Genomic DNA, 21,608 nt, shown 5'->3' with positions numbered 1-21,608 from the left:
GGCACGAGGTCAGATTAGCCCCGTTTACCCACTTTTAGCGAGCATAAGTGTTGTGATGGCGGGAATTAAGGACGTTTGCAACCGTCATGGTCAATTGATTTCTGACCAAATGGTCTAAAAAATCTTTGGTTGCCGTTAGGGCAGTGCGCGTTCCATCACAAGAGCATCGATATTTGGGCCTGTTTTTCTAGAATAATAACCTTTGCGCCGTCCGCACTGGCGATACCCGCATCGCCCGTACAGCGCGATTGCTGCAACATTGTCGGCAGCCACGTCCAGAAATGCGCGGTTTGCCTGCAAAGTGACTGCCCGGTCGTGCCAGATGCGCATGGCCTGAAACCCGAGACCTTGTCTCTGAAACGTGGGGTGAGTCGCAATCGTCAGTAACTCTGCCTCACCCGCGATCACCTGAAAAAGGGCAAAGCAGCGGGCATCCCCAACGTAATCAGTGAACCGGTTTTCCATAAGGCTGGTGAATTCATCGGCAGTCCATGGGCGTGACTGGGTGAACGCCGCTGCATGTGTCGCCGCCATCTCGTAAGGCGTCATGGGTCCAATAATACAGGCGGCACATCTCGGGATGGGGCCGCGTCCGCAGGTCTGACATATAGCGGGGCTGGAGGCGCACTGACGCTGTGCCATCGTTTTGCGGCAAGTCTGGCAACGGCTTGTATCTGCAATGCGGGGTCGGGGCAGACATACAATGGCCCATGCTTTTCGGCCTCGTCCAAAGGCAAAAGGCATGGGCCGGTTCCGGGAAGTTGTACATATACCTGTTCGCGCGGCGCAGGGATGGCTGGAAGTTGCCCCGCTTCTGCCAGTTCAATCAGAGCATCGAATCCAGAAACGCCCACCGCCGGGACGCCAAGGCCCAAGGCTAGGCCCCGGGCGGCAGAGACCGAAATACGAATGCCTGTGAAATTGCCGGGCCCAATCCCAACACCGATGGCATCCAAGTCAGCCCAAACGCAACCAGCCTCGGTCAGCACTTCTTGTAGCAAGGGCATCAATCGTTCGGCTTGACCGCGTGCCATGCCTTCGACGCGGGATACAGCGATCACACCGCCACGCAACAAAGCGGCCGCGCAATGCGCGGCCGATGTATCAAATGCCAGGATCGTCGGGTCAGACGGCAACTGGGCGAACCTCGGTCACTTCGGGAATGTAGTGGCGCAGCAGGTTTTCGATACCCATCTTCAGTGTCAGTGTCGATGATGGGCACCCCGCGCAGGCACCTTGCATGTGCAGATAGACCACGCCGCGATCAAAGCCATGAAAGGTGATGTCGCCACCATCCTGTGCCACGGCCGGGCGCACGCGGCTGTCCAGCAGGTCTTTGATCTGATTGACGATTTCTGCATCTTCTCCGGTATGTTCGGCATGACCCGAGGCCGCCGCCGCGTCGGCACCCATGACGGGCTGGCCGGATTGATAATGCTCCATCACTGCGCCAAGAATTGCAGGTTTGATGTGATCCCACTGAACGTCGTCGGATTTGGTCACAGTGACAAAATCGTTTCCAAAGAACACACCGGTCACGCCGTTTACCGCAAAGATTCGTTTGGCCAGTGGGGATTTGTCACCAGCCTCGGCTGTCGGGAAATCTGCGGTTCCAGCCTCAAGCACCGTTTGGCCGGGCAGAAATTTCAACGTGGCCGGGTTTGGGGTGGATTCGGTCTGGATGAACATGAGGCAGCTCCGTCTGAGGTGTTTCTGATATGCGCTCAGGGGGCGGAGAAGTCAATATTTGGAACGATTCTAAAACGTAGTCGTATAGTCAATCGCGTCATCCAGCCGGTCATCTCCCCAAAACAGCTCTGTCCCCGCCACAAAACTCGGCGCACCAAACAGGCCAAGTGCTTTTGCGCGCGCAGATTGCTCGAACAGAGCAGCCTTGAGGCTCGGATCTTTTGCGCGATTCATCACTGCCGCAGGCAGACCTGCCATCTTCAGGCAATCCTCAAGCACGCCTTCGTCAGATATGTTCTTCCCGTCCCCGAATTCAGCGCTGAAAACAGCCTTTGCAAAGGCAGCCCGTTCTTCGCCATGCTCAAGGGCCAGAGCCAGGCGCGCTGCTGTGAGAGAGTTTTGCGGGAACGGGTCAGGCCAAACCAACGGCAGCCCTCGTGCGCTGCAAAGACGTTCCATGTCGCGCCACATATAGCGCCCTTTGGCCGGATACAGGTTGAACGGCGACGTGCGCCATCCCTGATCCGCGAAAATCGGACCCAACAGAAAAGGCTGCCAATCGACCGAGACACCTTTGTCCTGCGCGGCCTGTTCGATCCGCATCGCGCTGAGATAGGAATAGGTCGAGGCGAAGTCGAACCAGAACTGCAACATCTTCGCCATGTTCGATCCTCAGGTGATTTCTTCCAGCTTTTCCTTGCTCAGATCACCGGGAACAATCGTGATCGGGATCGGCAGGCTGCCAGAGTTCTTAGTGAGCTGGGTCACCAGCGGGCCGGGGCCTTTTTTGTCAGTTCCCGCCCCAAGAACAAGAACGCCGATTTCAGGGTCAGACAATACATGTTCGATGATCTGCGGCACCGGATCACCTTCGCGAATGGCCAATTCAGGTTCTACATTCTGTTTGTCGCGCATCCATTTGGCGAAGACTTCGAAATGGGCATGGATGCGTTCCCGGGCTTCTTCGCGCATGGTTTCGGCAACACCGATCCAGTGATTGAACTCGTCCGGTGGAATAACCGACAAGATCGTCACACCGCCGCCTGTATGCGCGGCACGCATCGCGGCGAACCGCATTGCGTTCAGGCATTCACGGCTGTCATCCAGAACAACTAAGAACTTACGCATGGGTGTCCTCTTCAATTTTAAGGGATCATGCCCGAGCGTTTGCGTGCTGGCAACTCGGACACGTTCATGTCGATGTACTAGCGTTCGCTTGCAGCCCAGTCCCAGTAAAGTGCGCGGGCACGGCGGGCAATTGGACCGACCTGAAACTGTGTGTCTTCCAGCGCAGTTACTGGTGTGATCTTGCTCATATTGCCGGACATGAAAACCTCGTCCGCCTGGTGAAAATCCTCAAAACCCAAGACCGTTTCGTGGACTTTAACACCATCCTCGCGCAGATTCTTGATATGTCGCGCCCGCGTGATCCCTGCCAAAAATGTGCCGTTTGGGATCGGGGTAAAGACCTCGCCATCCTTGACCATGAAGATGTTTGCTGTTGCCGTTTCAGCCACATTGCCTATCGCGTCAGCGACCAGAGCGTTCGAGAATCCTTTGGAGCGCGCCTCTTGCAACATGCGCGCATTGTTGGGGTAAAGGCACCCGGCCTTGGCGTTGACCACTGCTGATTCCAGTACCGGGCGACGGAATCGCGTGGTCGCCAGCGTGGCCGAAGCCGTTTCAGGTGCCATCGGGATTTCTTCCAGACAGATGGCAAACCCTGTGCTGTTTTCCTGCGGAACGATTGCCGTGCTGTCGCCGTCAATGCCCCAATACATCGGGCGGATATAGACAGCCGTGTCAGGGCTGTAGGCTTGCAACCCTTCATGCACCAATTCGACCATCTGTTCAGTTGTCATGGTCGGTGTCAGCATCAGGGCTTCGGCGGACCGGTTCACCCGGGCGCAATGGGCGTGCAGATCAGGGGCTAACCCGTCGAAATAGCGGGCGCCGTCAAAGACCGAAGACCCCAGCCACGCCCCGTGATCCGCTGCGCGCATGATGGGAGTATCCCCGTCATGCCATTGGCCCTGAAAGTAGGTCCGGATGTTTTTGCCGGTTGCCATGACGCCCTCCTCTGGTTCAGGCAGACCCTAGGTGGGCGTCAGGCGAAGGTCCAGTGCATTCAGCGTGATGTCGATCCGACCATACCGACGATTTCATAGGTCTTTTGCAGGATCGGAGCGGCGATTTGGCGCGCGCGCTCGGCTCCATGAGCCAGAATCCGGTCAATCTCGGCCTGTTCTCCCATAAGTCGTGACATCTCAGTCGAGATTGGGGCCAGCTTGGCGACTGCCAGATCTGCCAGCATAGGTTTGAAATCACCGAACTGCTTGCCCCCAACTTCGGCCAGAACCTGCGCGATGCTCTGATCGCTGAGTGCTGCGTAGATATTGACCAGATTACGCGCTTCGGGACGGCCCTCCAGACCTTCGACATCCGACGGCAAAGCGTCAGGGTCGGTCTTGGCCTTGCGGATTTTCTTTGCGATCGCATCTGCATCGTCGGTCAGGTTGATCCGGCTCATGTCCGAGGGATCGGACTTTGACATCTTCTTGGACCCATCCCGCAAGCTCATGACCCTTGTGGCTGACCCTTCGATCACCGGCTCGGTGATGGGAAAGAAATCGACGCCAAAATCGTTGTTGAATTTTATGGCGATGTCGCGGGTCAACTCCAGATGCTGTTTCTGGTCCTCTCCAACTGGCACATGGGTTGCGTGATAGATCAGAATATCGGCTGCCATCAGAGCAGGGTAGGCAAACAGGCCAAGCGAAGCGTTCTGCTGGTTTTTGCCCGCCTTGTCCTTCCACTGGGTCATGCGCTGCATCCAACCCATGCGCGCGACACAGTTGAATATCCAGGCCAGTTGCGCATGTTCCGGCACCTGACTTTGGTTGAACAAGATTGATTTTTCCGGGTTTAGACCGGAAGCGATGTAACCGGCACAAAGCTCCCGCGTTGCATGCTGCAACTCGGTTGGGTCTTGCCAGACGGTGATCGCGTGCAGATCGACCATGCAATAGATAGTCTCAAATTCCTCGCTCTGCATTCTCACCCAGTTCCGAAGCGCCCCGAGATAGTTGCCGAGGTGCAGATTGCCTGAAGGCTGCGCACCGGAAAACACGCGCGGCGTGAATTGGGACTCAGTCATCAAAGGGAACTCCTGTCTGGAAAAATCAGCCCCCGTCGCTTACCCATGAGGCAAAGGGACGTCAACAGCCGCGAAAGGCCAGCCCAATGAGCAGTGAACATTACACGCCGCCTGTGAACCCTCTGCCACCTGCTGTGGTGGCACTGGTTCTGTTCATCATCGGGATAGAAATTGCCTTCACGCTGGGATCACGCGGGCTGGTCGGAGGGCCAGCAGCGGTGGGCTGGCGGCTGGATGCGATCCAGCATTACGCGTTCTCTGCGGATATTTTCGACTGGATGGTTCTGAATGGGCGCTGGCCATTCGAGCATGTCATCCGCTTCGTGACCTATCCCTTTGTATCCGCCAATTTCACGCAGGCAATTTTCGTCTGTGTTTTCGTACTGGCGATGGGCAAAATGGTTGGCGAAGTGTTTGGCGGTTTCCCGATGCTGCTGATTTTTGTCATGTCGGGCATTGGCGGCGCATTAGCCTACGCTGTGTTACTGGACCCACGCTATCCGCTGATTGGAGGGTTCCCGCCGGTGTATGGTCTGATTGGCGCATTTACGTGGTTGTTGTGGCGCAAACTGTCACTTGTAGGTGCAAACCAAGCACGGGCATTTCAATTGATTGCCGTCCTTATGGGCATACAGTTTCTTTTCGGCCTGATCTTTGGTGGCAACTGGGAATGGGTTGCTGATCTGGGTGGGTTTGCCACCGGTTTTGGCTTGTCTTTTCTTGTTGCACCGGGCGCGTGGTCACGGATCGTCGGACGCATTCGCCGGGATTGATCACGACCGGCGCAGGGCTTGCTTGAACTCCGACAGTTTGAAAGCGCCGAAGATATGGCCCAGAAGGAAATATGAGACGGCCGCGACCATGATCAGGACCAGCAGTGCCAGATAGCGCCAGCCGGGAACACCCAATGCCCACCCGAACAGGTAAAGCGCTGCGTATAAGATCGCGCCCATTCCAAGCGAAGCGGCCACAATCCGGCCTGCGCGCTTTCTGAACCGGACATCGAAGCGCGCCTCTTCACCCATTCGTCGTGCGCCAAGTGCCAGCAGAACGACCATCGCCCACCCGGCAGTCGATGCGGCAATTGCCGGCGCGATCCAGCCCACCAGTGGAAACAGACCAAACGCCAGAGCTGCGTTCACGATCATCGCAACAATCGCGTAGTGAAACGGGGAACGTGTATCCTCGCGTGCAAAAAACAGTGGTTGCAGCAATTTTTGCAACATGAAGGCCGGAAGCCCGACCCCGTAGATGGCAACCGCAAGGGCCGTGGCGGCCGTGTCCTCGGGGCCGAACTGGCCGCGTTCGAACAGCACCGACACGAGGGGGGTTGGCATAACCACGAAGGCCACAGTCGAAGGCAGCGTCAGCAGCAATGTGAACTCACCGGCCCGGGAAAAGGCATTGCGTGCGCCTTCTTTGTCATCCGCGCGCAAGCGGCGGGACAGGTCCGGCAACAAGACTATGCCGACAGCAATGCCTACCACTCCCAAAGGCAACTGGTAGAGCCTGTCTGCGGCAAACAACCAACTGACGGCCTTTTCGGTTTTCGATGCAACCAATTGCCCGACAACCAGATTGACCTGTGTGACCCCCATCGCCAGCGCGGCCGGGACCGCGATACGTACCATCCGCCGCATTTCGGGCGTCAGACGCGGCAGGCTGGGGCGAATGCGGATGTTGGCGCGTTCGGTTGCAACCCAGACCAACGCCAGTTGCGCGACACCGGCGACCGGAATGACTGAGATCAACCACCGGATCACCTCGCCGCCGGACATGGCACCTGCGATCAGGGCGGTGCAGGCGAAAATGTTCAGCAGAACAGGTGCGGCTGCCGCCGCTGCGAACCGCCCGGTTGCATTCAGAACACCAGAAAACAAGGCAGCCAGAGACATGAACAGGATGTATGGAAACACAACATATCCATAGTCCACCGCCAGATCGAACCGTTCATCGCCGTAAAACCCTTCGGCGGTCAGCCACACCAGACCGGGCATGAAAACCATGGCCAGCCCGACCAGCGCAAGAACAGCCACGGCCAGAAGATTGAACGCGTCCTGCGCAAAACCCTGAGGGTCTTCGTCTGCTTCCAGTCGTTTGGAAAACATCGGCACAAAGGCCGCGTTAAATGCCCCCTCGGCGAAAAAGCGGCGGAACATGTTGGGCAGGCGAAAGGCAGCAACAAAGGCATCCATCACTGGGCCCGGCCCGATATAGGCCGTCAGCAGTATCTCTCGCAGAAACCCCAGAATTCGGCTGGCGAGCGTCCAGAAACCGACCGTGAACAAGCCCGAGAACAAGCGTATTTGCTTCATGAGGCCGCACGCTCGGCGCCTTCGGTGATTGCCGTGCGCAGTTTGGCCTCAAGCCCGCGCTGCTTGCTTTCCGAGTAATACTTCAAGCCGAACATGTCCTTGACGTAGAACGTATCGACCACCTGCTCGCCATAGGTCGCAATCACGGCATTGGCGATATACACGTTCGCCGCGGCCAGGGTCCGGGTCAGGTCAAACAGCAGGCCGGGGCGGTCGCGTGTGTCTACTTCGATGATCGTGTAGATTTCAGAGCCCTCATTGTCGAACGTGATATGTGTTGGCACGTTGAAAGCGCGTTCGCGTTTCTTGATCTTGTCACGTGACTTCAGTGCTTCCTTGGCGACGACTTCGCCGCGCAGGGTCTTGTGAATCATCTGCGTCAGGCGTGGAAGGCGCGATGCCTCGAACGGGTGCCCTTCGGCATCCTGAATCCAGAATGCGTCCGTCACGTAACCGTCTTTGGTGGTATAGCTTCGGGCATCGACGACATTCGCGCCGACCAGGGCCAGTGCCCCGGCGATGCGGGCAAAAATACCGGGGTGATCGCCCATCGCAAAACAGGCCCGCGTCGCATCCCGGTCTTCATCAGGTTGCAGGCGAATTTCCATCGCGCCGGGATCGCCGCTTTGTTCCAGTGTGTGCAGCATCTCGGCAAATTCGATATGCGTCGCAAGGTTCAGGCCCTGCCAATAAGGGGCGTAGTGGCGCCCGGTCTCGACCTTGAGGTCAGCTTTGGACCAGTTGTCCAAAGCACGGCGCAGCGCTGTTTTGGCTTCGGCCCCCCGGTTTGCCCGGTTCAGGTCTTCCATACCGGTTTCCAGTGCACGCTTTGTTTCAGCATGCAGGGCGCGCAGCAAGGTGGCCTTCCAGTTGTTCCAGGTGGTCGGGCCAACACCGCGAATGTCACAAACCGTCAGAACCGTCAGCAGATCAAGCCGCTTGGTTGTCTGAACGGCCTTGGCAAAATCGCGCACCGTCCGAGGGTCAGAGATATCGCGTTTTTGTGCCATATCGGACATCAGCAAGTGATAGCGCACCAGCCATTCGACGGTTTCGGAGTCCGATTTGTTCAGACCGAGCCGAGGCGCCACCTTGCGCGCGATCTGTGCCCCCAGAATCGAGTGATCTTCGGGGCGGCCTTTCGCAATGTCATGAAGAAGAAGCGCGACATACAGCACCTTTCGGTTCACCCCGCCTTTCAGAATCGATGACGCCAGAGGCAGGGATTCGACCAGCTCTCCGCGTTCGATCTGGGCAAGATTGACGATGCATTGGATCGTATGCTCGTCCACCGTATAGCTGTGATACATATTGAACTGCATCATCGCCACGATATGCTCGAACTCGGGCAGGAAAGCGGACAGCACGCCCAGCTCGTTCATCCTTCGCAATGCGCGTTCCGGGTTGCCGTGTTTCAACATCAGATCCAGGAAAATGCGCTGGGCTTCCTTGTCGCAGCGCATCTCGTCATCGATCAGATGCAGGTTCGCGCTGACCAGCCGCATAGCATCGGGATGGATCAGCATACCTGTCCGCAAACCTTCTTCGAACAGGCGCAGCAGGTTCACTTTGTCGGATAGAAATTTTTCAGGTTCCACCAGATCCAGACGGCCGTGAACCACCTTGTAACCTGCCTTGACCCGTCGACGTCTGCGGAAAATGCGCTCCAGCAACGGCGCACCTTTCATATGCAGCGATTCGAGTTTGGTCAGGAAGATGCGCGTCAACTCACCCACGCGGGTGGCTTCGCGGAAATACCGCTGCATGAACACTTCGACTGCGCGACGCCCGGCACGGTCCTCGTACCCCATGCGTGCGGCGACCTCGACCTGCATGTCAAAGGTAAGCTGCTCGGTCGCGCGACCGGTGACCAGATGCAGGTGCGAGCGCACAGCCCAAAGGAATTCTTCGGCCTGAACAAAGGTTTTGAACTCTTCGGGGGTGAACAAGCCCAAAGGCACCAGTTCGGCCACGTCCTGAACGCCATAGATATATTTCGCGATCCAGTAGAGGGATTGCAAATCGCGCAAGCCGCCTTTGCCTTCTTTCACGTTGGGTTCGACCATGTAACGTTCGCCTTGTTTGTGGTGGCGTTCATCACGTTCGTGCAATTTGGCTTCAATGAACTCGCGTTCGGTTCCCTTGAACAGTTCGTCTTTCAGCCGTCGGTCCAACCCGTCCGCCAGCGCCTTGTCACCGGCCAGATAGCGTTGCTCCAACATCGCTGTGCGGATTGTGAAATCCTCGGCACCCAGCCGCAGACAATCCTTGATCGTGCGTGACGAATGCCCGACCTTCAGCCGCAAATCCCACAGGATATAAAGCATCGACTCGATGACGCTCTCGGCCCATGCGGTGATCTTGTAGGGGGTGAGGAACAGCAGATCGACGTCGGAAAACGGCGCCATTTCCCCGCGCCCGTAACCGCCAACAGCCAGAACGGCGATCTTTTCTCCTTGGGTTGGCGTTGCAAGCGGATGCAGGCGTGTGCTTGAGACCAGCATCGCCGTCCCAACCAGTTGATCCGTCAGGTATGTATATGAGCGCGTGAGTGCGCGCGCGTCGAAAGGACGTTCGCCAAATGCCTCAGCAATGGCCGCGCGGCCGGCCTTTTGAGCCTCGCGCAGAATGCGCACCGTCTCGGACCGCATTTTGGTGTTGTCCGGACAGACCTCAAAGGCCTGAGCCAGCGCATCATTGACGGCAGTGCTGTCGAAGATGTCCCCGGCGGGGCAGATCAACGCGCTTTCGGGCACGTTGATCGCGCCTGTCAGATCAGAAACCGGCACCAGAGAAGCTTTGTGGGGCAGGGTCAATCACAACCACCTGTTTGTTCTGGATCGTGGCAACGGCCAGACCGCGTTCGTTGGTGCCGTCCGGGCGTAGGCGGAAGATTCCGCCAACACCCTGGAAACCGGCGTTCTGTGTCAGGGCCGAAGCGGTCAGGGCGTCAGATTTGCCCTGGCTGACCAAGGCACCAATTGCGGCGATGCCGTCATAGGCCAAGCCGCTGATCGGGTGCGGTGCTTCGCCGTAGGTTGCGTTGTAACGCTGACGGTAGGCTTGTGCCTTGGACGGGTCAGGCAACGCAAACCACCCCCCCTGAACCCCTGGAAGCTCCAGAGTTTGCGGAGGGATATCCCAACGTGTCAGGCCAATGAATTGCGTGGTTGCCGGAGAAACACCGGCCTCTGGCAGCAATTGCGAGAACAGCGGCAATGCCCCCGCCGTGGTCGCCGTCAGAAAGATCGAATCCGCGCCCGTCGAATCGACGGTGGCCTTGATCGTGGGAACCGCATTGATGACGCCCTGTTGCGACCGGTCGTATGCGACGGTCCCTGCATTGTTGACCCGACTGTTCGCTATGGCATTGGCGATTGCGGACCGGCCCAGTTGTCCTGCGGCGTCGTTGCTGTGCACGACCACCGTGTTGACCTTGCCCTGACTGCTCGCATAATTCACCAGCCGGTTGGCCGTGTTGTCAAAGGTCGGGCCCAATACAAAGACGTTGCCGCCTGCAATGCTGGCGTTGTTTGAAAACGAAAGAACGTTGACGTTCTTGCTCAGCACCGCCAACCCGGCAGCATTTGCTGCCTGGGCATATACCGGACCAATGATGATTTTTGCCCCGTCCGCGACAGCCTGCTGTGCAACGGCCGTCGCCGTGTTCGGGTTTCCGGCCGTGTCATAAACGCGTAAGTCGATCTGGACATTCGGCAAATCCGACATCGCAAGACGCGCGGCATTCTCAAGGCTTTGCGCCAGCGCTGCATCACCAGATTGCGCAGATCCTCTGGGAACCAGCAAGGCGACAGGAACCGGTTTCGAGGTATTGATCGATGGACCTCCGCCAAGACCACTCGGTTCACAGGCAGCAAGAAACGCTGCGGTCGTCAGGGCAGCGGCGACTTTCGCCAGCTTGCTTACGGGCTTGCAAACGGTAAACATCTAAATGAAAACTCCCTGATCCGACGGCTGCGAATGCTTCTGTTCTGTTGAGCCGCGATAATAAACGTCACGCTGTGAGGGTCCAGCTTTGAATTTCCAAAAGATCAAGTTGGCTGCGGGCCTGTATTTTGTTGCCACTCCGATTGGAACTGCACGCGACATTACGCTCAGAGCCCTGGATGTTTTGGCCTCAGCCGATGTGATTGCGGCAGAAGACACCCGCAGTTTACGTCGCTTGATGGAAATACATGGCATCCCGCTGGAAGGTCGGCGAATCCAAGCCTATCACGACCACAGCGGCGCAGGCGCGCGCGGCAAGATCATGGAGGCGCTGGCGCAAGGGCAATCGGTGGCCTACGCGTCCGAAGCGGGAATGCCGCTGATTGCAGATCCGGGCTATGATCTGGGCAAGCAGGCCGCGGAAGCCGGGTATACCGTGACCTGCGCCCCCGGCGCATCAGCTGTTGTAACGGCCCTGACGTTGGCGGGGCTTCCCACCGACGCCTTCTTTTTTGCAGGCTTCCTTCCCAACGCATCCAAAGCACGCCGTACCCGTATCGAGGCGTTGAAGGACATCCCCGGCACATTGGTGTTCTACGAATCTCCAAAACGCGTTGCCGCCTGTCTGTCGGACCTGGCTGAGTGCCTGGGGCCTGAACGGCAGGCTGCGCTTTGTCGAGAGCTGACGAAAAAGTTTGAAGAGGTCCGCCGCGGCAGCCTGTCCGAATTGGCAGAGGAGTATCGGGACAAGACCGTCAAAGGCGAGATCGTCCTGCTGGTGGACCGCAGTCATTCGCAAAGTGTTAACGAATCCGACTTAGAAGAAGCTTTGAAACGAGCTTTGGAAAATCACTCGGTTCGGGATGCAGCGGATCTTGTCTCGGAAATGTACGACCTGCCGCGCCGACCGATTTACCAGAAAGCTCTGAAATTGGGCAAGGGATGACATGGGGCGGCGTGAACGACAGGGTTCGATCTCTTACCATGCCGGACAGGCCGCAGAGTCACAGGTCGCTGCAGATTACGAACGTCGGGGCTTTGCCATAGCGCATCGTCGCTGGCGGGGCGCTGGCGGAGAGATCGACCTGATTGCGCGCGACGGCGACGGGCTTGTGTTTATCGAAGTTAAGAAAAGCACCAGCTTTGAAAAAGCCGCTGCCCGGATCAGCCGCAGGCAGATCGAACGAATTTATGCCTCCGCAGCGCAGTTCTTGGAAAACGAGCCGGACGGGCAGCTGACAAACGTGCGCTTTGACGCGGCACTTGTGGATGGCTCTGGCGCGGTTCATATCATCGAAAACGCCTTTGGTTTTGGCTAAGCCCCATTGAACCCACAGGCGTGCTGGTCCATGTATCTGGCGGGAAACTGAGGGACATGCCATGAAAATCGCCTTTCAAATGGACCCGATCGGGGCTGTGGATATCAAAGCTGACAGTTCATTCCGTCTGGCGGAAGAGGCACAGGCGCGCGGGCATTCTTTGTTTTTCTACGGTCCGGATCACTTGGCCTATCAGCAGGGTCGCATCACCGCACGAGGTCACGACATGACCGTGCAAAGGGTTGCCGGAGATCCTGCGGTTCTGGGCCCCGAACGCGAGGTGGATCTTGCCAATTTCGATGTCGTCTGGCTGCGCCAGGACCCGCCTTTTGATATGCACTACATCACGTCCACGCATTTGCTGGATCGTCTCAAGGGTCAGACGCTGGTCGTCAACGATCCGTTCTGGGTGCGCAACTACCCGGAAAAGCTGTTGGTGCTGGATTTCCCCGACCTGACCCCGCCAACAACGATTGCGCGCGATTTACAGACGATCAAGGCGTTCAAAGAAAAGCACGGCGATATCATTCTCAAACCACTTTACGGGAACGGCGGCGCGGGTGTGTTCCGGCTTGATGCCAATGACCGCAACCTGACTTCCTTGCATGAGCTGTTCACCGGATTCTCGCGCGAACCTCTGATCGTGCAGAAATTCCTGCCGGATGTCAGCAATGGCGACAAACGGGTGATCCTGGTGGATGGCGAAGCGGTTGGTGCGATTAACCGGGTACCAGCCGAAGGCGAAACGCGGTCGAACATGCATGTTGGCGGACGTCCGGAAAAGATCGGCTTGTCCGAACGCGATCTTGAGATCTGCGCGGCGATTGGGCCTCTGCTGAAGGAAAAAGGTCAGGTCTTTGTAGGAATTGACGTTATTGGCGACTATCTGACCGAGATTAACGTGACTTCACCGACCGGCATTCAGGAACTGGAACGGTTTGACGGCGTAAATATTGCCGAAAAGATATGGCAGGCCATAGAGGCCAGGCTTTAAGCCATAACCCGGGCAGAGATGCGAAAACTCAGCGCTTCAGCCACGTGTGGGCGGCGGATATCGGTCACACCGTCCAGATCGGCAATGGTGCGCGCCACCCTCAGGATTCTATGGAAGGCCCGGGCTGACAGGCCGAAACGATCTGCGGCTTTCAACAGCAGCTCTTTTCCTTCGGCATCGGGCGTGGCGATCTCTTCCAGTATTTTGCCTTCTGCATCAGCGTTTTGTCGTAACTCCGGCGTGTCACAAAACCGGTCTGCCTGAATGGCTCGCGCCCTTTCGACACGTGCTGCAACCGTCGCCGAACTGTCGCCCGAAGGAGGCAGATCAAGATCAGTGAAACCCACAGGCGGAACTTCGATCCGCAGGTCGAATCTGTCCATTAACGGACCCGAGATTCGGTTCAGGTAATCTTCACCACATCCCGGTGCTCGCGAACAGGCACGGGACGGATCGGTCAGGTAACCGCATTTGCAAGGGTTGGCGGCAGCGACCAGCATGAAACGACAGGGGTATTTCACATGGGCATTGGCCCGCGCTACCATGACTTCGCCGGTTTCAATGGGTTGCCGCAGAGTTTCCAGAACCGTTCGTGGAAACTCAGGGAATTCATCCATGAACAGCACACCATTATGGGCCAACGAGATTTCGCCCGGTTTGGCCCCTTTCCCACCACCAACTATGGCTGCCATCGAGGCTGTGTGGTGCGGTTCGCGAAATGGGCGTGTGCGGTTTATTCCACCTTCATCCAGTAACCCGCATAGCGATTGGATCATCGACGTTTCCAGGGCTTCCACGGCTGTAAGCGGCGGTAGAATACCGGGAAGCCGTGCCGCCAACATGGATTTGCCCGATCCCGGTGTGCCGATCATGATCAGATGGTGACGTCCGGCCGCGGCGATTTCCAAGGCACGTTTGGCGCGCTCCTGCCCTTTCACATCGCGCAGGTCGCGGTTGGACGGTATCAGGGTCACTTCGCCGGGTTGCGCCGCTGGCAAAGGGGATTGGCCCGAGAAGTGGCGCACGACCTCTCCAAGCGATCCGGCGCCGATCACCTGGGTGGCATCTACCCAAGCGGCCTCGGCGCTGGAGGCGCGCGGGCAAAGCAATGCGCGGTCTTCTGTAGCGGCCGTCATGGCGGCAGGCAAGGCACCAACAACGGGCACCAGAGAACCGTCGAGCGACAATTCCCCCAATGCAACGGTACTTTCTGCGGCATCGGCAGGGATGATATCGAGCGCGGACAAAAGCGCCACCGCGATGGGCAGGTCGAAATGACTGCCTTCTTTGGGAAGATCGGCGGGGGACAGGTTGATGGTGATCCGCTTGGACGGCAGCGCAATGGCCATCGCGCTCAGCGCGCTGCGGACGCGGTCACGCGCCTCGGACACGGCTTTGTCGGGCAGGCCCACGATGGAAAAGGCGGGCAGTCCGGGTGAGACTGCGCATTGCACCTCGACCGGGCGGGCATCGACTCCTTGAAAAGCAACGGTGTGGGCGCGGGCGACCATGGCAGTCCTGTTTTGGTTAACAGGACGTTGCTGCCACGGTTCTGGTTTAAGAGTCGTTAACGGCTGCGCGCATGGCCGCGAATTTGGGCCATGCTTCGGGGTCGGCCACAGTTTTGTTCCGGCAGAATGGGTTGCAGAACCCCCAGCATTGTCCGTCTAGCTCCAGGAACTCGGTCACAGGCTTGCCGGAATACGGGCAGACGGCGTTGACTGACGGACCACCTGAAACCGGCTTCGCGGCAGATACACCCCCGACCGGCCAAGGGCTGGACGGCAAGTCCTGCGCGTATGGGAAGGTGTCGTACTCAACGGTCAATCCCATGGCGCGCCACTGTCTGACGAGGGGATCAGAGAGCAATTCCATGCAATAAGCACGGTTCGCCTCTGACACCGCCAGCCCATATCCGACGATCCGCGCAGCGACAGGTGTGTAGAAGACGTCCGCCAGTGAATAGGCACCAAATAACGGGCCCCGGTCTGCCCCTGACACGCTCCGCGCATGTGCCCAGAGTGTTTCAATCCTCTCTAGGTCTGATAAAATCGCCTCAGACGGCGTAAAGCCTTGCCACACGTTGCGCAGCTGCATGGCGCATTCTCCACGCAGGGCGCTGAATCCGGCTACCATTTCGGCGCATAGCCAGCGGGCGGTTGCCCGGGCTGCGGCATCCGAAGGCCACAATCCGGCATCGGGGTGGCGTTCGGCCAGGGTTTCGGCCATCGCCAGGCTTTCCCCCACAACCGTTCCATCCGGTAGGTGCAATGCAGGAACAAGGCGGGCAGGGGCCAGCGGTTCCATGTCTTGCGCCATGGTGCCGGAATAGAGGCCGATCATGTGGCTGCGATAGGGCAGGTTGAATTTCTCAAGCATCAACCAGCCGCGCATTGACCAACTGGAGAAGAGGCGATCGCCGATATAAAGGTCATAAGTCATGTGCGGACGATGCCGCAGCTTTGACGACCGGTAAAACAGTGATTTGTGTTGGGCCTGTTCACGGAAGGTGATTGATCGATCCGACAGTCCACGCCCCGCCGTTGACGGCAATATCCGTAACGGAAAGGTTGTCGATCCGATGCGCAAATGTCTGCTGCCCGTCCAGACCAAGGGCGCGTTGTACTTGCGTAAGGATTACACCGAAATGGGCGACGATCACCAGATTGCGGCCTGTATGCGCGGAAACAAGCGCGTTGATCGCGGAATCTACCCGGTCGCGGACCTCATTCCAGCTTTCACCTTGCGGTGGGCGGACATCACCGGGGTTGTCCCAATAGGCAAAAGCCAGCTCGGGGTCTTCGGCTTCAATCTCGGCAAATTCGCGAAGCTCCCACTGACCGAAATGGATTTCCCGCAGGTCCGGGTGATGTGGCAGACGGCGACGCTGGCCTTGAATGGCAGAAGCAGTGTCAATTGCACGCGACAGGTCGGACGAAATCACAAGTGCATCGGGTGGCAAATGGTCGTGCAGGCGCTTCAGGGCTGCTGTATCGCTTAGATCAGCAGGCAGATCGGACCAGCCAACCATCGTCTTTGCATGCGTGGGCCCGTGGCGAACAAGATGCAGTCGCGTCACGGCAGCTGCCCTTTCAGGACCAACGGCAACCCCGCGGTCACCTGGACCACCAGTTTAGCCTGCGCCGCAAGTGCAATGTTCAGCCGGCCCTGCGCTTCGCGAAAGCGGCGGGCAAGCGTGTTATCGGGAACAATACCGTGTCCGACTTCGTTCGACACGATCACAATCTGCGCCGGGCATGCGCGCAGCTCCTTTAGCAGGCCAGTTTGGACCTCGCCCATATCGGTTTCGGCCAGCAAGTGATTGCTGAGCCACATGGTGGCGCAATCGACCAGACATACCTGATCCGAGGACAGGCTGGACAGCACCGGCCCCAGGTCAAGAGGCTCTTCAATCGTGGTCCACCCGCCGCCCCGCTGTTCCAGATGGCGATCAACCTTCTGCCGCATCTCGTCATCAAACACTTGTGATGTCGCCAGGTAAACTCGATTTTTCCTTGTGGAAACAACGAGGTTCTCGGCAAATGCCGACTTGCCTGAAGCAGCTCCGCCCAGAATTAAGGTTAAATCTGACGCCACAGTACTTACCTAAAGATGATCCAATTAGTGCTGTTTTGCGTATCGGTCATAGGTCGGCATGGCAAGCCCGGCCAACGCCTGCAAATCAGGGGGAGAGGTTTATGGCACTGGACAACGCGACAGATTTTTCGATGTCCCGGCAAGCGATGAAGGCCGAGTTGCTGGATGCGGAAACGGAACTGAGGCTGGCCTATGCCTGGCGTGACCAGCGTGATGAACAGGCGCTGCACCGCCTGATCACAGCGTATATGCGGCTGGCAATTTCGATGGCGGCCAAGTTCAAACGCTATGGCGCGCCGATGAATGACCTTATCCAGGAGGCCGGTCTGGGTTTGATGAAGGCCGCAGACAAGTTCGACCCTGATCGTGGGGTGCGGTTTTCGACTTATGCGGTGTGGTGGATCAAGGCGAGCATTCAGGATTATGTGATGCGGAACTGGTCCATGGTGCGAACGGGGTCCACCTCGGCGCAGAAATCGCTGTTTTTTAACATGCGTCGGGTTCAGGCCCGGCTGGAACGCGAGGCCGCGACCGAAGGGCTTGAGCTGGATCGCCACCAGCTGCGTCAGATGATCGCCACGGAAATCGGGGTTCCATTGCGCGACGTTGAACTGATGGAAGGTCGGCTGTCAGGGTCGGATTTTTCCCTGAACGCGGTGCAATCCGCCGACGAAGACGGGCGTGAATGGATCGATGCGCTGGAAGATGAACGCGAACAGGCCGCCGAAGCAGTTGAACACACCCACGACACCGAACAGTTGCGCCAGTGGTTGCTGATCGCGATGAACGCACTGAATGACCGCGAGCGGTTCATTGTGCGCGAACGCAAACTGCGCGAGCCTGCGCGGACACTGGAGAGTCTCGGCGTCGAGTTGGGACTGTCCAAGGAGCGGGTGCGACAGCTTGAGGCCGCAGCGTTCGCAAAAATGCGCAAGAACCTTGAAGCCCAGTCGAGCGAGGTGCAACACTTCATCGCATGAAACAGCTTGCGATTCTTGCGTGTGTTCTGGGCCTTATGGTCACAGCGGCGCGACCCGGACTGGCGGAAGATCTTATTTCCGATGATGCGGCTCTCGCGATGCGGGATGCAGATGTGGTAATTCTGGGTGAGGTTCACGACAATCCCCGCCACCACCTTGTTCAAGCTGAAGCGATTATGAAGATCTCACCCTCGGCCGTTGTCTGGGAGATGGTCACCGAAGAAGGCGCGCAACGGCTGGCGCAAAAAGCGGTGTCCAACCCGGAAGAGTTGAGCCGAATTCTGCAATGGGCAGAAAGCGGCTGGCCACCACTTAGGCTGTATTATCCGGTGTTCAAGGCCTCCGGTGCGCCGGTTTACGGGGCCATGGTGCCGCGTGCTGCCGCGCGGGCTGCGATGGAACGCGGGGCCGCCACGGCGCTGGGTGCAGACGCGGCGCGCTATGGTTTGACTGTACCGCTGACGCCCGAGGAGCAGGAGGCGCGTGAGGCAGATCAAATGGCCGCGCATTGCGATGCTCTCCCACCCGAAATGTTACCCCAGATGGTCGCGATCCAGCGTTTGCGCGATGCGGTTCTTGCGCGCGCGGTGATGCGCGCGATGGAAGAAACCGGCGGCCCGGTTGCCGTGATCACTGGGAACGGGCATGCGCGCAAAGACCGAGGTATCCCGACATTTCTTGAACGCCTTCAACCCGGATGGAAGGTGGTCTCGGTCGGACAGTCCGAGGACGACATCATCGACGGTGACTTTGATATCGTAATCGACAGCCCCACAGTCGAGCGTGAAGATCCCTGTGCGGCGTTTCAGGTTCAGAATTAATCGCTGGAACAACCTGCTGGGCTTGCCTAATGTCGGGGCCGACCGGGACAGGAAGGGCTGAACATGCTGTCATCCAAACGCATTCTGCTGATCATCGGCGGCGGCATCGCGGCCTACAAATCGCTGGACCTGATCCGCAGGCTGCGTGAACGTGGCGCGGCCGTAACGCCTGTGCTGACGCGTGCGGCAGAGGAATTTGTAACACCTCTGTCCGTGTCTGCCCTTGCCTCAGAAAAGGTCTATGGTGACCTGTTCGATCTGACCGCCGAGGCCGAGATGGGTCATATCCAGCTGTCACGCTCTGCCGATCTGATCGTCGTGGCCCCCGCAACAGCGGACCTGATGGGCAAGATGGCGGGGGGGTTGGCAAATGATCTGGCATCGACCCTTCTGATGGCAACGGACACGCCCGTTCTGTGTGCACCCGCGATGAATGTACGCATGTGGGAACACCCGGCGACGCGACGCAACCTGAAGCAGCTTCAAGCGGATGGCGTGTGCTTTGTTGGCCCAAACGAAGGTGATATGGCCTGCGGTGAATATGGCCCTGGGCGCATGTCGGAACCGCTGGAAATCGTCGCGGCGGTTGAGGCGCAATTTGCGGCAGGACCTTTGGTGGGTAAGCGCGTGCTGGTAACTTCGGGTCCGACGCATGAGCCGATTGATCCGGTCCGGTATATCGCGAACCGCTCTTCCGGGGCGCAGGGCTCGGCCGTGGCACAGGCACTTGCGGAATTAGGGGCCGAGGTGATCTTTGTCACGGGCCCCGCGGACGTACCGCCACCGTCGGGTGTGCAGGTCGTGCCGGTCGAGACCGCGCAACAGATGTCGGACGCGGTTGATGCGGCGCTGCCCGTCGATGCGGGCGTGTTTGCGGCGGCGGTGGCAGATTGGCGCGTGGCCAGTGCGTCGGACAAGAAGCTGAAGAAAAGCCGGGACGGTTTGCCGGTTCTGGAGTTTGCCGAGAACCCCGACATTCTCAAACGTGTCTCGCGGATGGAAAATGGGCGCCCACCTTTGGTTGTCGGCTTTGCGGCCGAGACCGATGACGTGATCGAACATGCCACCGCCAAGCGGCTGCGCAAAGGCTGTGACTGGATTGTTGCCAACGATGTCAGCCCTACCACCGGGATCATGGGCGGGTCCGAGAATGCGGTTATCCTGATTTCGGACAGCGGAGCCGAGGAATGGCCGCGTATGGGCAAGGCCGAGGTTGCGCGGCGGTTGGCAAGCAGGATCGCGGACGCGTTGGCGGGCTGAAGGAAAGGCAAAACCATGGTTGCAATTCGAGTGATCCGCGAAGACGGGGCAGACCCCGCCGTGGCGCTTCCGTCTTACGAAACTGCGGGTGCTGCTGGCGCGGACGTGCGGGCCAACTTGCCCCAGGGGGCTTCGATCATGCTGGAGCCCGGACAGCGGGCGCTTGTTCCGACCGGTCTGCGCATTGAAATCCCGCAGGGATACGAGGTTCAGGTTCGTCCCCGCTCGGGCCTTGCACTGAAACACGGGATCACGCTGCCCAATACGCCGGGCACTATCGACAGTGACTATCGCGGACCTCTAGGGGTAATCGTGATGAATGCCGGTCAGGAACCGTTCGAGATTGCCCATGGCGATCGTATCGCGCAGCTGGTAGTTGCCCCTGTCGTGCAGGCTGCATTCGAACTGGCTGAGGCATTGGGTAAAACAGATCGCGGGGCTGGCGGTTTCGGCTCGACCGGGCGCGGCTGATGCTGCTGGTTCTTGTTCTGGCAGCGGGGTTATGGGGCGTTGGCTATGTCGTCGGCACGTCAAAAACCGCGCGCGTGGTGTCGGTGAGTGTGTTGTTGGTCGGGGTGATCCTGTCTCATCTGATCTTGCCGGATGGGCATCCTCTGCGCGAAGCAACCGGTGGGTCTGCGGCGCTGTGGCTGATCCTTGCAGGTTTCGCGGGCATCGTTTTGTTATATGGCCGTGTGCTGAAGGCCCTGCGTAACCGCGCAGTACAAGCATCCAAGCCGGAAACCACCATGCCCTCTGACCGTTTCACCGAAACCGAACTGAACCGGTATGCCCGTCACATTGTGCTGCGCGAATTGGGCGGGCCGGGTCAGAAAAAGTTGAAACAGGCCCGTGTTCTGGTGATCGGCGCGGGAGGTTTAGGCGCCCCGGCGCTGCAATACCTGGCGGCCGCAGGTGTGGGTACAATCGGGGTCATTGACGACGACATAGTCGAGAATGCGAACCTGCAGCGGCAGGTGATCCACCGCGATGCAGATATCGATATGCCCAAGGTCTTTTCCGCCCAACAAGCGATGGAGGCGCAGAACCCGAATGTGGAGGTTCTGCCCTTTCATCGCAGATTGAGCGATGAAATCGCAGCAGATCTTTTTGCGGACTTCGATCTGATCCTTGACGGTACGGATAATTTTGAGACCCGCTATCTGGCCAACCGGACTGCTGTCGCGTTGGGCAAGCCACTGATCTCGGGGGCCTTGTCGCAGTGGGAAGGGCAGCTCAGCGTGTTTGACCCAGCCAATGGCAGCCCGTGCTATCAGTGTATCTTTCCCGAAGCCCCGGCCCCCGGTCTGGCCCCGTCCTGTTCCGAGGCTGGTGTGATTGGCCCATTGCCGGGCGTCGTCGGATCGATGATGGCGGTCGAGGCGATCAAGGTGATAACGGGCGCTGGCATGGCGCTGCGGGGCGAGATGCTGATCTACGACGCCCTGTACGGTGAAAGTCGCAAGATCACTCTGACCCGCCGTGCCGATTGCCCCATTTGTGGTGCCGCAAGCAATTAACCTTTCTT

At 58.5% G+C, this 21,608-nt stretch carries 23 protein-coding genes; 9 read left to right on the top strand and 14 right to left on the bottom strand.

Features of this window, described 5'->3' with window-relative positions; translation table 11 throughout:
• Positions 1–135 precede the first annotated feature (135 nt).
• The 7 genes from I9182_RS13630 to trpS all read right to left on the bottom strand — a co-directional run bounded on the left by I9182_RS13630 (position 136) and on the right by trpS (position 4,846).
• A complete protein-coding gene (locus tag I9182_RS13630; RefSeq protein WP_209598629.1) occupies positions 136–549 on the bottom strand; it encodes a GNAT family N-acetyltransferase in 414 nt (137 codons plus the stop codon).
• Complete coding sequence (tsaB, locus tag I9182_RS13625) at positions 546–1,136, bottom strand: tRNA (adenosine(37)-N6)-threonylcarbamoyltransferase complex dimerization subunit type 1 TsaB (protein ID WP_209598628.1); 591 nt, start codon at positions 1,134–1,136, stop codon at positions 546–548. Before tsaB ends, I9182_RS13630 begins: the two co-directional genes overlap by 4 nt.
• The gene (locus I9182_RS13620; protein ID WP_209506461.1) at positions 1,126–1,689 is read right to left on the bottom strand and encodes a NifU family protein; all 564 of its coding nucleotides are present in this window, start codon (positions 1,687–1,689) and stop codon (positions 1,126–1,128) included. The genes tsaB and I9182_RS13620 overlap by 11 nt, the downstream gene beginning before the upstream one ends.
• 69 nt (positions 1,690–1,758) lie before the next feature.
• Positions 1,759–2,352, bottom strand: a complete 594-nt coding sequence (locus I9182_RS13615) for a 2-hydroxychromene-2-carboxylate isomerase (protein ID WP_209598627.1) — start codon at positions 2,350–2,352, stop codon at positions 1,759–1,761.
• A 9-nt stretch (positions 2,353–2,361) separates the two neighbouring features.
• The gene (locus tag I9182_RS13610; protein ID WP_209506457.1) at positions 2,362–2,817 is read right to left on the bottom strand and encodes a universal stress protein; all 456 of its coding nucleotides are present in this window, start codon (positions 2,815–2,817) and stop codon (positions 2,362–2,364) included.
• A 77-nt stretch (positions 2,818–2,894) separates the two neighbouring features.
• On the bottom strand, positions 2,895–3,758 hold the full coding sequence (locus tag I9182_RS13605; RefSeq protein WP_209598626.1) for a branched-chain amino acid aminotransferase: 864 nt from the start codon (positions 3,756–3,758) through the stop codon (positions 2,895–2,897).
• Between the two features lie 59 nt (positions 3,759–3,817).
• Positions 3,818–4,846 carry a tryptophan--tRNA ligase gene (trpS, locus tag I9182_RS13600; RefSeq protein ID WP_209506453.1) on the bottom strand — a complete coding sequence of 343 codons (1,029 nt, stop codon included), beginning with the start codon at positions 4,844–4,846 and terminating at the stop codon, positions 3,818–3,820.
• A gap of 86 nt (positions 4,847–4,932) precedes the next feature.
• Between trpS and I9182_RS13595 the strand changes: the two genes are divergently transcribed.
• Positions 4,933–5,619 (top strand): rhomboid family intramembrane serine protease, encoded by a 687-nt coding sequence (locus I9182_RS13595; protein ID WP_209598625.1) that lies wholly within the window; start codon positions 4,933–4,935, stop codon positions 5,617–5,619.
• Here I9182_RS13595 and murJ read toward each other — a convergent pair whose 3' ends face one another.
• Genes murJ through I9182_RS13580 form a run of 3 tightly spaced genes read right to left on the bottom strand, consistent with a single transcriptional unit; the run spans position 5,620 to position 11,109 of the window.
• Positions 5,620–7,161, bottom strand: coding sequence for a murein biosynthesis integral membrane protein MurJ (murJ, locus tag I9182_RS13590; RefSeq protein ID WP_209598624.1), 1,542 nt, complete (start codon positions 7,159–7,161; stop codon positions 5,620–5,622). It abuts the gene before it with no gap.
• Positions 7,158–9,977, bottom strand: coding sequence for a [protein-PII] uridylyltransferase (locus I9182_RS13585; RefSeq protein WP_209598621.1), 2,820 nt, complete (start codon positions 9,975–9,977; stop codon positions 7,158–7,160). Before I9182_RS13585 ends, murJ begins: the two co-directional genes overlap by 4 nt.
• A complete protein-coding gene (locus I9182_RS13580) occupies positions 9,937–11,109 on the bottom strand; it encodes a penicillin-binding protein activator (RefSeq protein ID WP_209598619.1) in 1,173 nt (390 codons plus the stop codon). Before I9182_RS13580 ends, I9182_RS13585 begins: the two co-directional genes overlap by 41 nt.
• A gap of 88 nt (positions 11,110–11,197) precedes the next feature.
• Here I9182_RS13580 and rsmI point away from each other — a divergent pair, with 88 nt between their 5' ends.
• The 3 genes from rsmI (at position 11,198) to gshB (ending at position 13,422) form a co-directional block, all read left to right on the top strand.
• Positions 11,198–12,055: a 16S rRNA (cytidine(1402)-2'-O)-methyltransferase gene (gene rsmI / locus I9182_RS13575; protein WP_209598617.1), complete on the top strand. Its 858-nt coding sequence runs from the start codon at positions 11,198–11,200 to the stop codon at positions 12,053–12,055.
• A 1-nt stretch (position 12,056) separates the two neighbouring features.
• A complete protein-coding gene (locus I9182_RS13570; protein WP_209598615.1) occupies positions 12,057–12,428 on the top strand; it encodes a YraN family protein in 372 nt (123 codons plus the stop codon).
• 61 nt (positions 12,429–12,489) lie between these two features.
• Positions 12,490–13,422 (top strand): glutathione synthase, encoded by a 933-nt coding sequence (gshB, locus tag I9182_RS13565; protein WP_209598613.1) that lies wholly within the window; start codon positions 12,490–12,492, stop codon positions 13,420–13,422.
• On the opposite strand, the gene I9182_RS13560 is transcribed toward gshB, so the two are convergent.
• Genes I9182_RS13560 through cobU form a run of 4 tightly spaced genes read right to left on the bottom strand, consistent with a single transcriptional unit; the run spans position 13,419 to position 17,019 of the window.
• Positions 13,419–14,933 (bottom strand): YifB family Mg chelatase-like AAA ATPase, encoded by a 1,515-nt coding sequence (locus I9182_RS13560; RefSeq protein WP_209598611.1) that lies wholly within the window; start codon positions 14,931–14,933, stop codon positions 13,419–13,421. The two genes, gshB and I9182_RS13560, sit on opposite strands and share 4 nt — an antisense overlap.
• Positions 14,934–14,979: 46 nt before the next feature.
• Positions 14,980–15,864 (bottom strand): glutathione S-transferase, encoded by an 885-nt coding sequence (locus I9182_RS13555; RefSeq protein ID WP_209598609.1) that lies wholly within the window; start codon positions 15,862–15,864, stop codon positions 14,980–14,982.
• 58 nt (positions 15,865–15,922) lie between these two features.
• On the bottom strand, positions 15,923–16,501 hold the full coding sequence (locus I9182_RS13550) for a histidine phosphatase family protein (protein ID WP_209598608.1): 579 nt from the start codon (positions 16,499–16,501) through the stop codon (positions 15,923–15,925).
• Entirely contained in the window at positions 16,498–17,019 is a 522-nt protein-coding gene (gene cobU / locus I9182_RS13545) for a bifunctional adenosylcobinamide kinase/adenosylcobinamide-phosphate guanylyltransferase (protein ID WP_209598607.1), read from the bottom strand. The genes I9182_RS13550 and cobU overlap by 4 nt, the downstream gene beginning before the upstream one ends.
• Positions 17,020–17,120: 101 nt before the next feature.
• Here cobU and I9182_RS13540 point away from each other — a divergent pair, with 101 nt between their 5' ends.
• The 5 genes from I9182_RS13540 to moeB all read left to right on the top strand — a co-directional run bounded on the left by I9182_RS13540 (position 17,121) and on the right by moeB (position 21,600).
• On the top strand, positions 17,121–17,999 hold the full coding sequence (locus tag I9182_RS13540) for an RNA polymerase factor sigma-32 (RefSeq protein WP_209598606.1): 879 nt from the start codon (positions 17,121–17,123) through the stop codon (positions 17,997–17,999).
• Complete coding sequence (locus I9182_RS13535) at positions 17,996–18,820, top strand: ChaN family lipoprotein (RefSeq protein WP_209598605.1); 825 nt, start codon at positions 17,996–17,998, stop codon at positions 18,818–18,820. Before I9182_RS13540 ends, I9182_RS13535 begins: the two co-directional genes overlap by 4 nt.
• A 63-nt stretch (positions 18,821–18,883) precedes the next feature.
• The gene (coaBC, locus tag I9182_RS13530) at positions 18,884–20,080 is read left to right on the top strand and encodes a bifunctional phosphopantothenoylcysteine decarboxylase/phosphopantothenate--cysteine ligase CoaBC (RefSeq protein ID WP_209598604.1); all 1,197 of its coding nucleotides are present in this window, start codon (positions 18,884–18,886) and stop codon (positions 20,078–20,080) included.
• 15 nt (positions 20,081–20,095) lie between these two features.
• On the top strand, positions 20,096–20,551 hold the full coding sequence (gene dut, locus I9182_RS13525) for a dUTP diphosphatase (RefSeq protein WP_209506428.1): 456 nt from the start codon (positions 20,096–20,098) through the stop codon (positions 20,549–20,551).
• A complete protein-coding gene (moeB, locus tag I9182_RS13520) occupies positions 20,551–21,600 on the top strand; it encodes a molybdopterin-synthase adenylyltransferase MoeB (protein ID WP_209598603.1) in 1,050 nt (349 codons plus the stop codon). Before dut ends, moeB begins: the two co-directional genes overlap by 1 nt.
• Positions 21,601–21,608: the final 8 nt, after the last annotated feature.

Origin of the sequence: Ruegeria sp. HKCCSP351, assembly GCF_017872535.1 — a bacterium.
Taxonomy (GTDB): domain Bacteria; phylum Pseudomonadota; class Alphaproteobacteria; order Rhodobacterales; family Rhodobacteraceae; genus Ruegeria.
The sequence above is the reverse complement of the archived record's forward strand: the minus strand, read 5'-3'. Positions and strand labels throughout refer to the sequence as shown.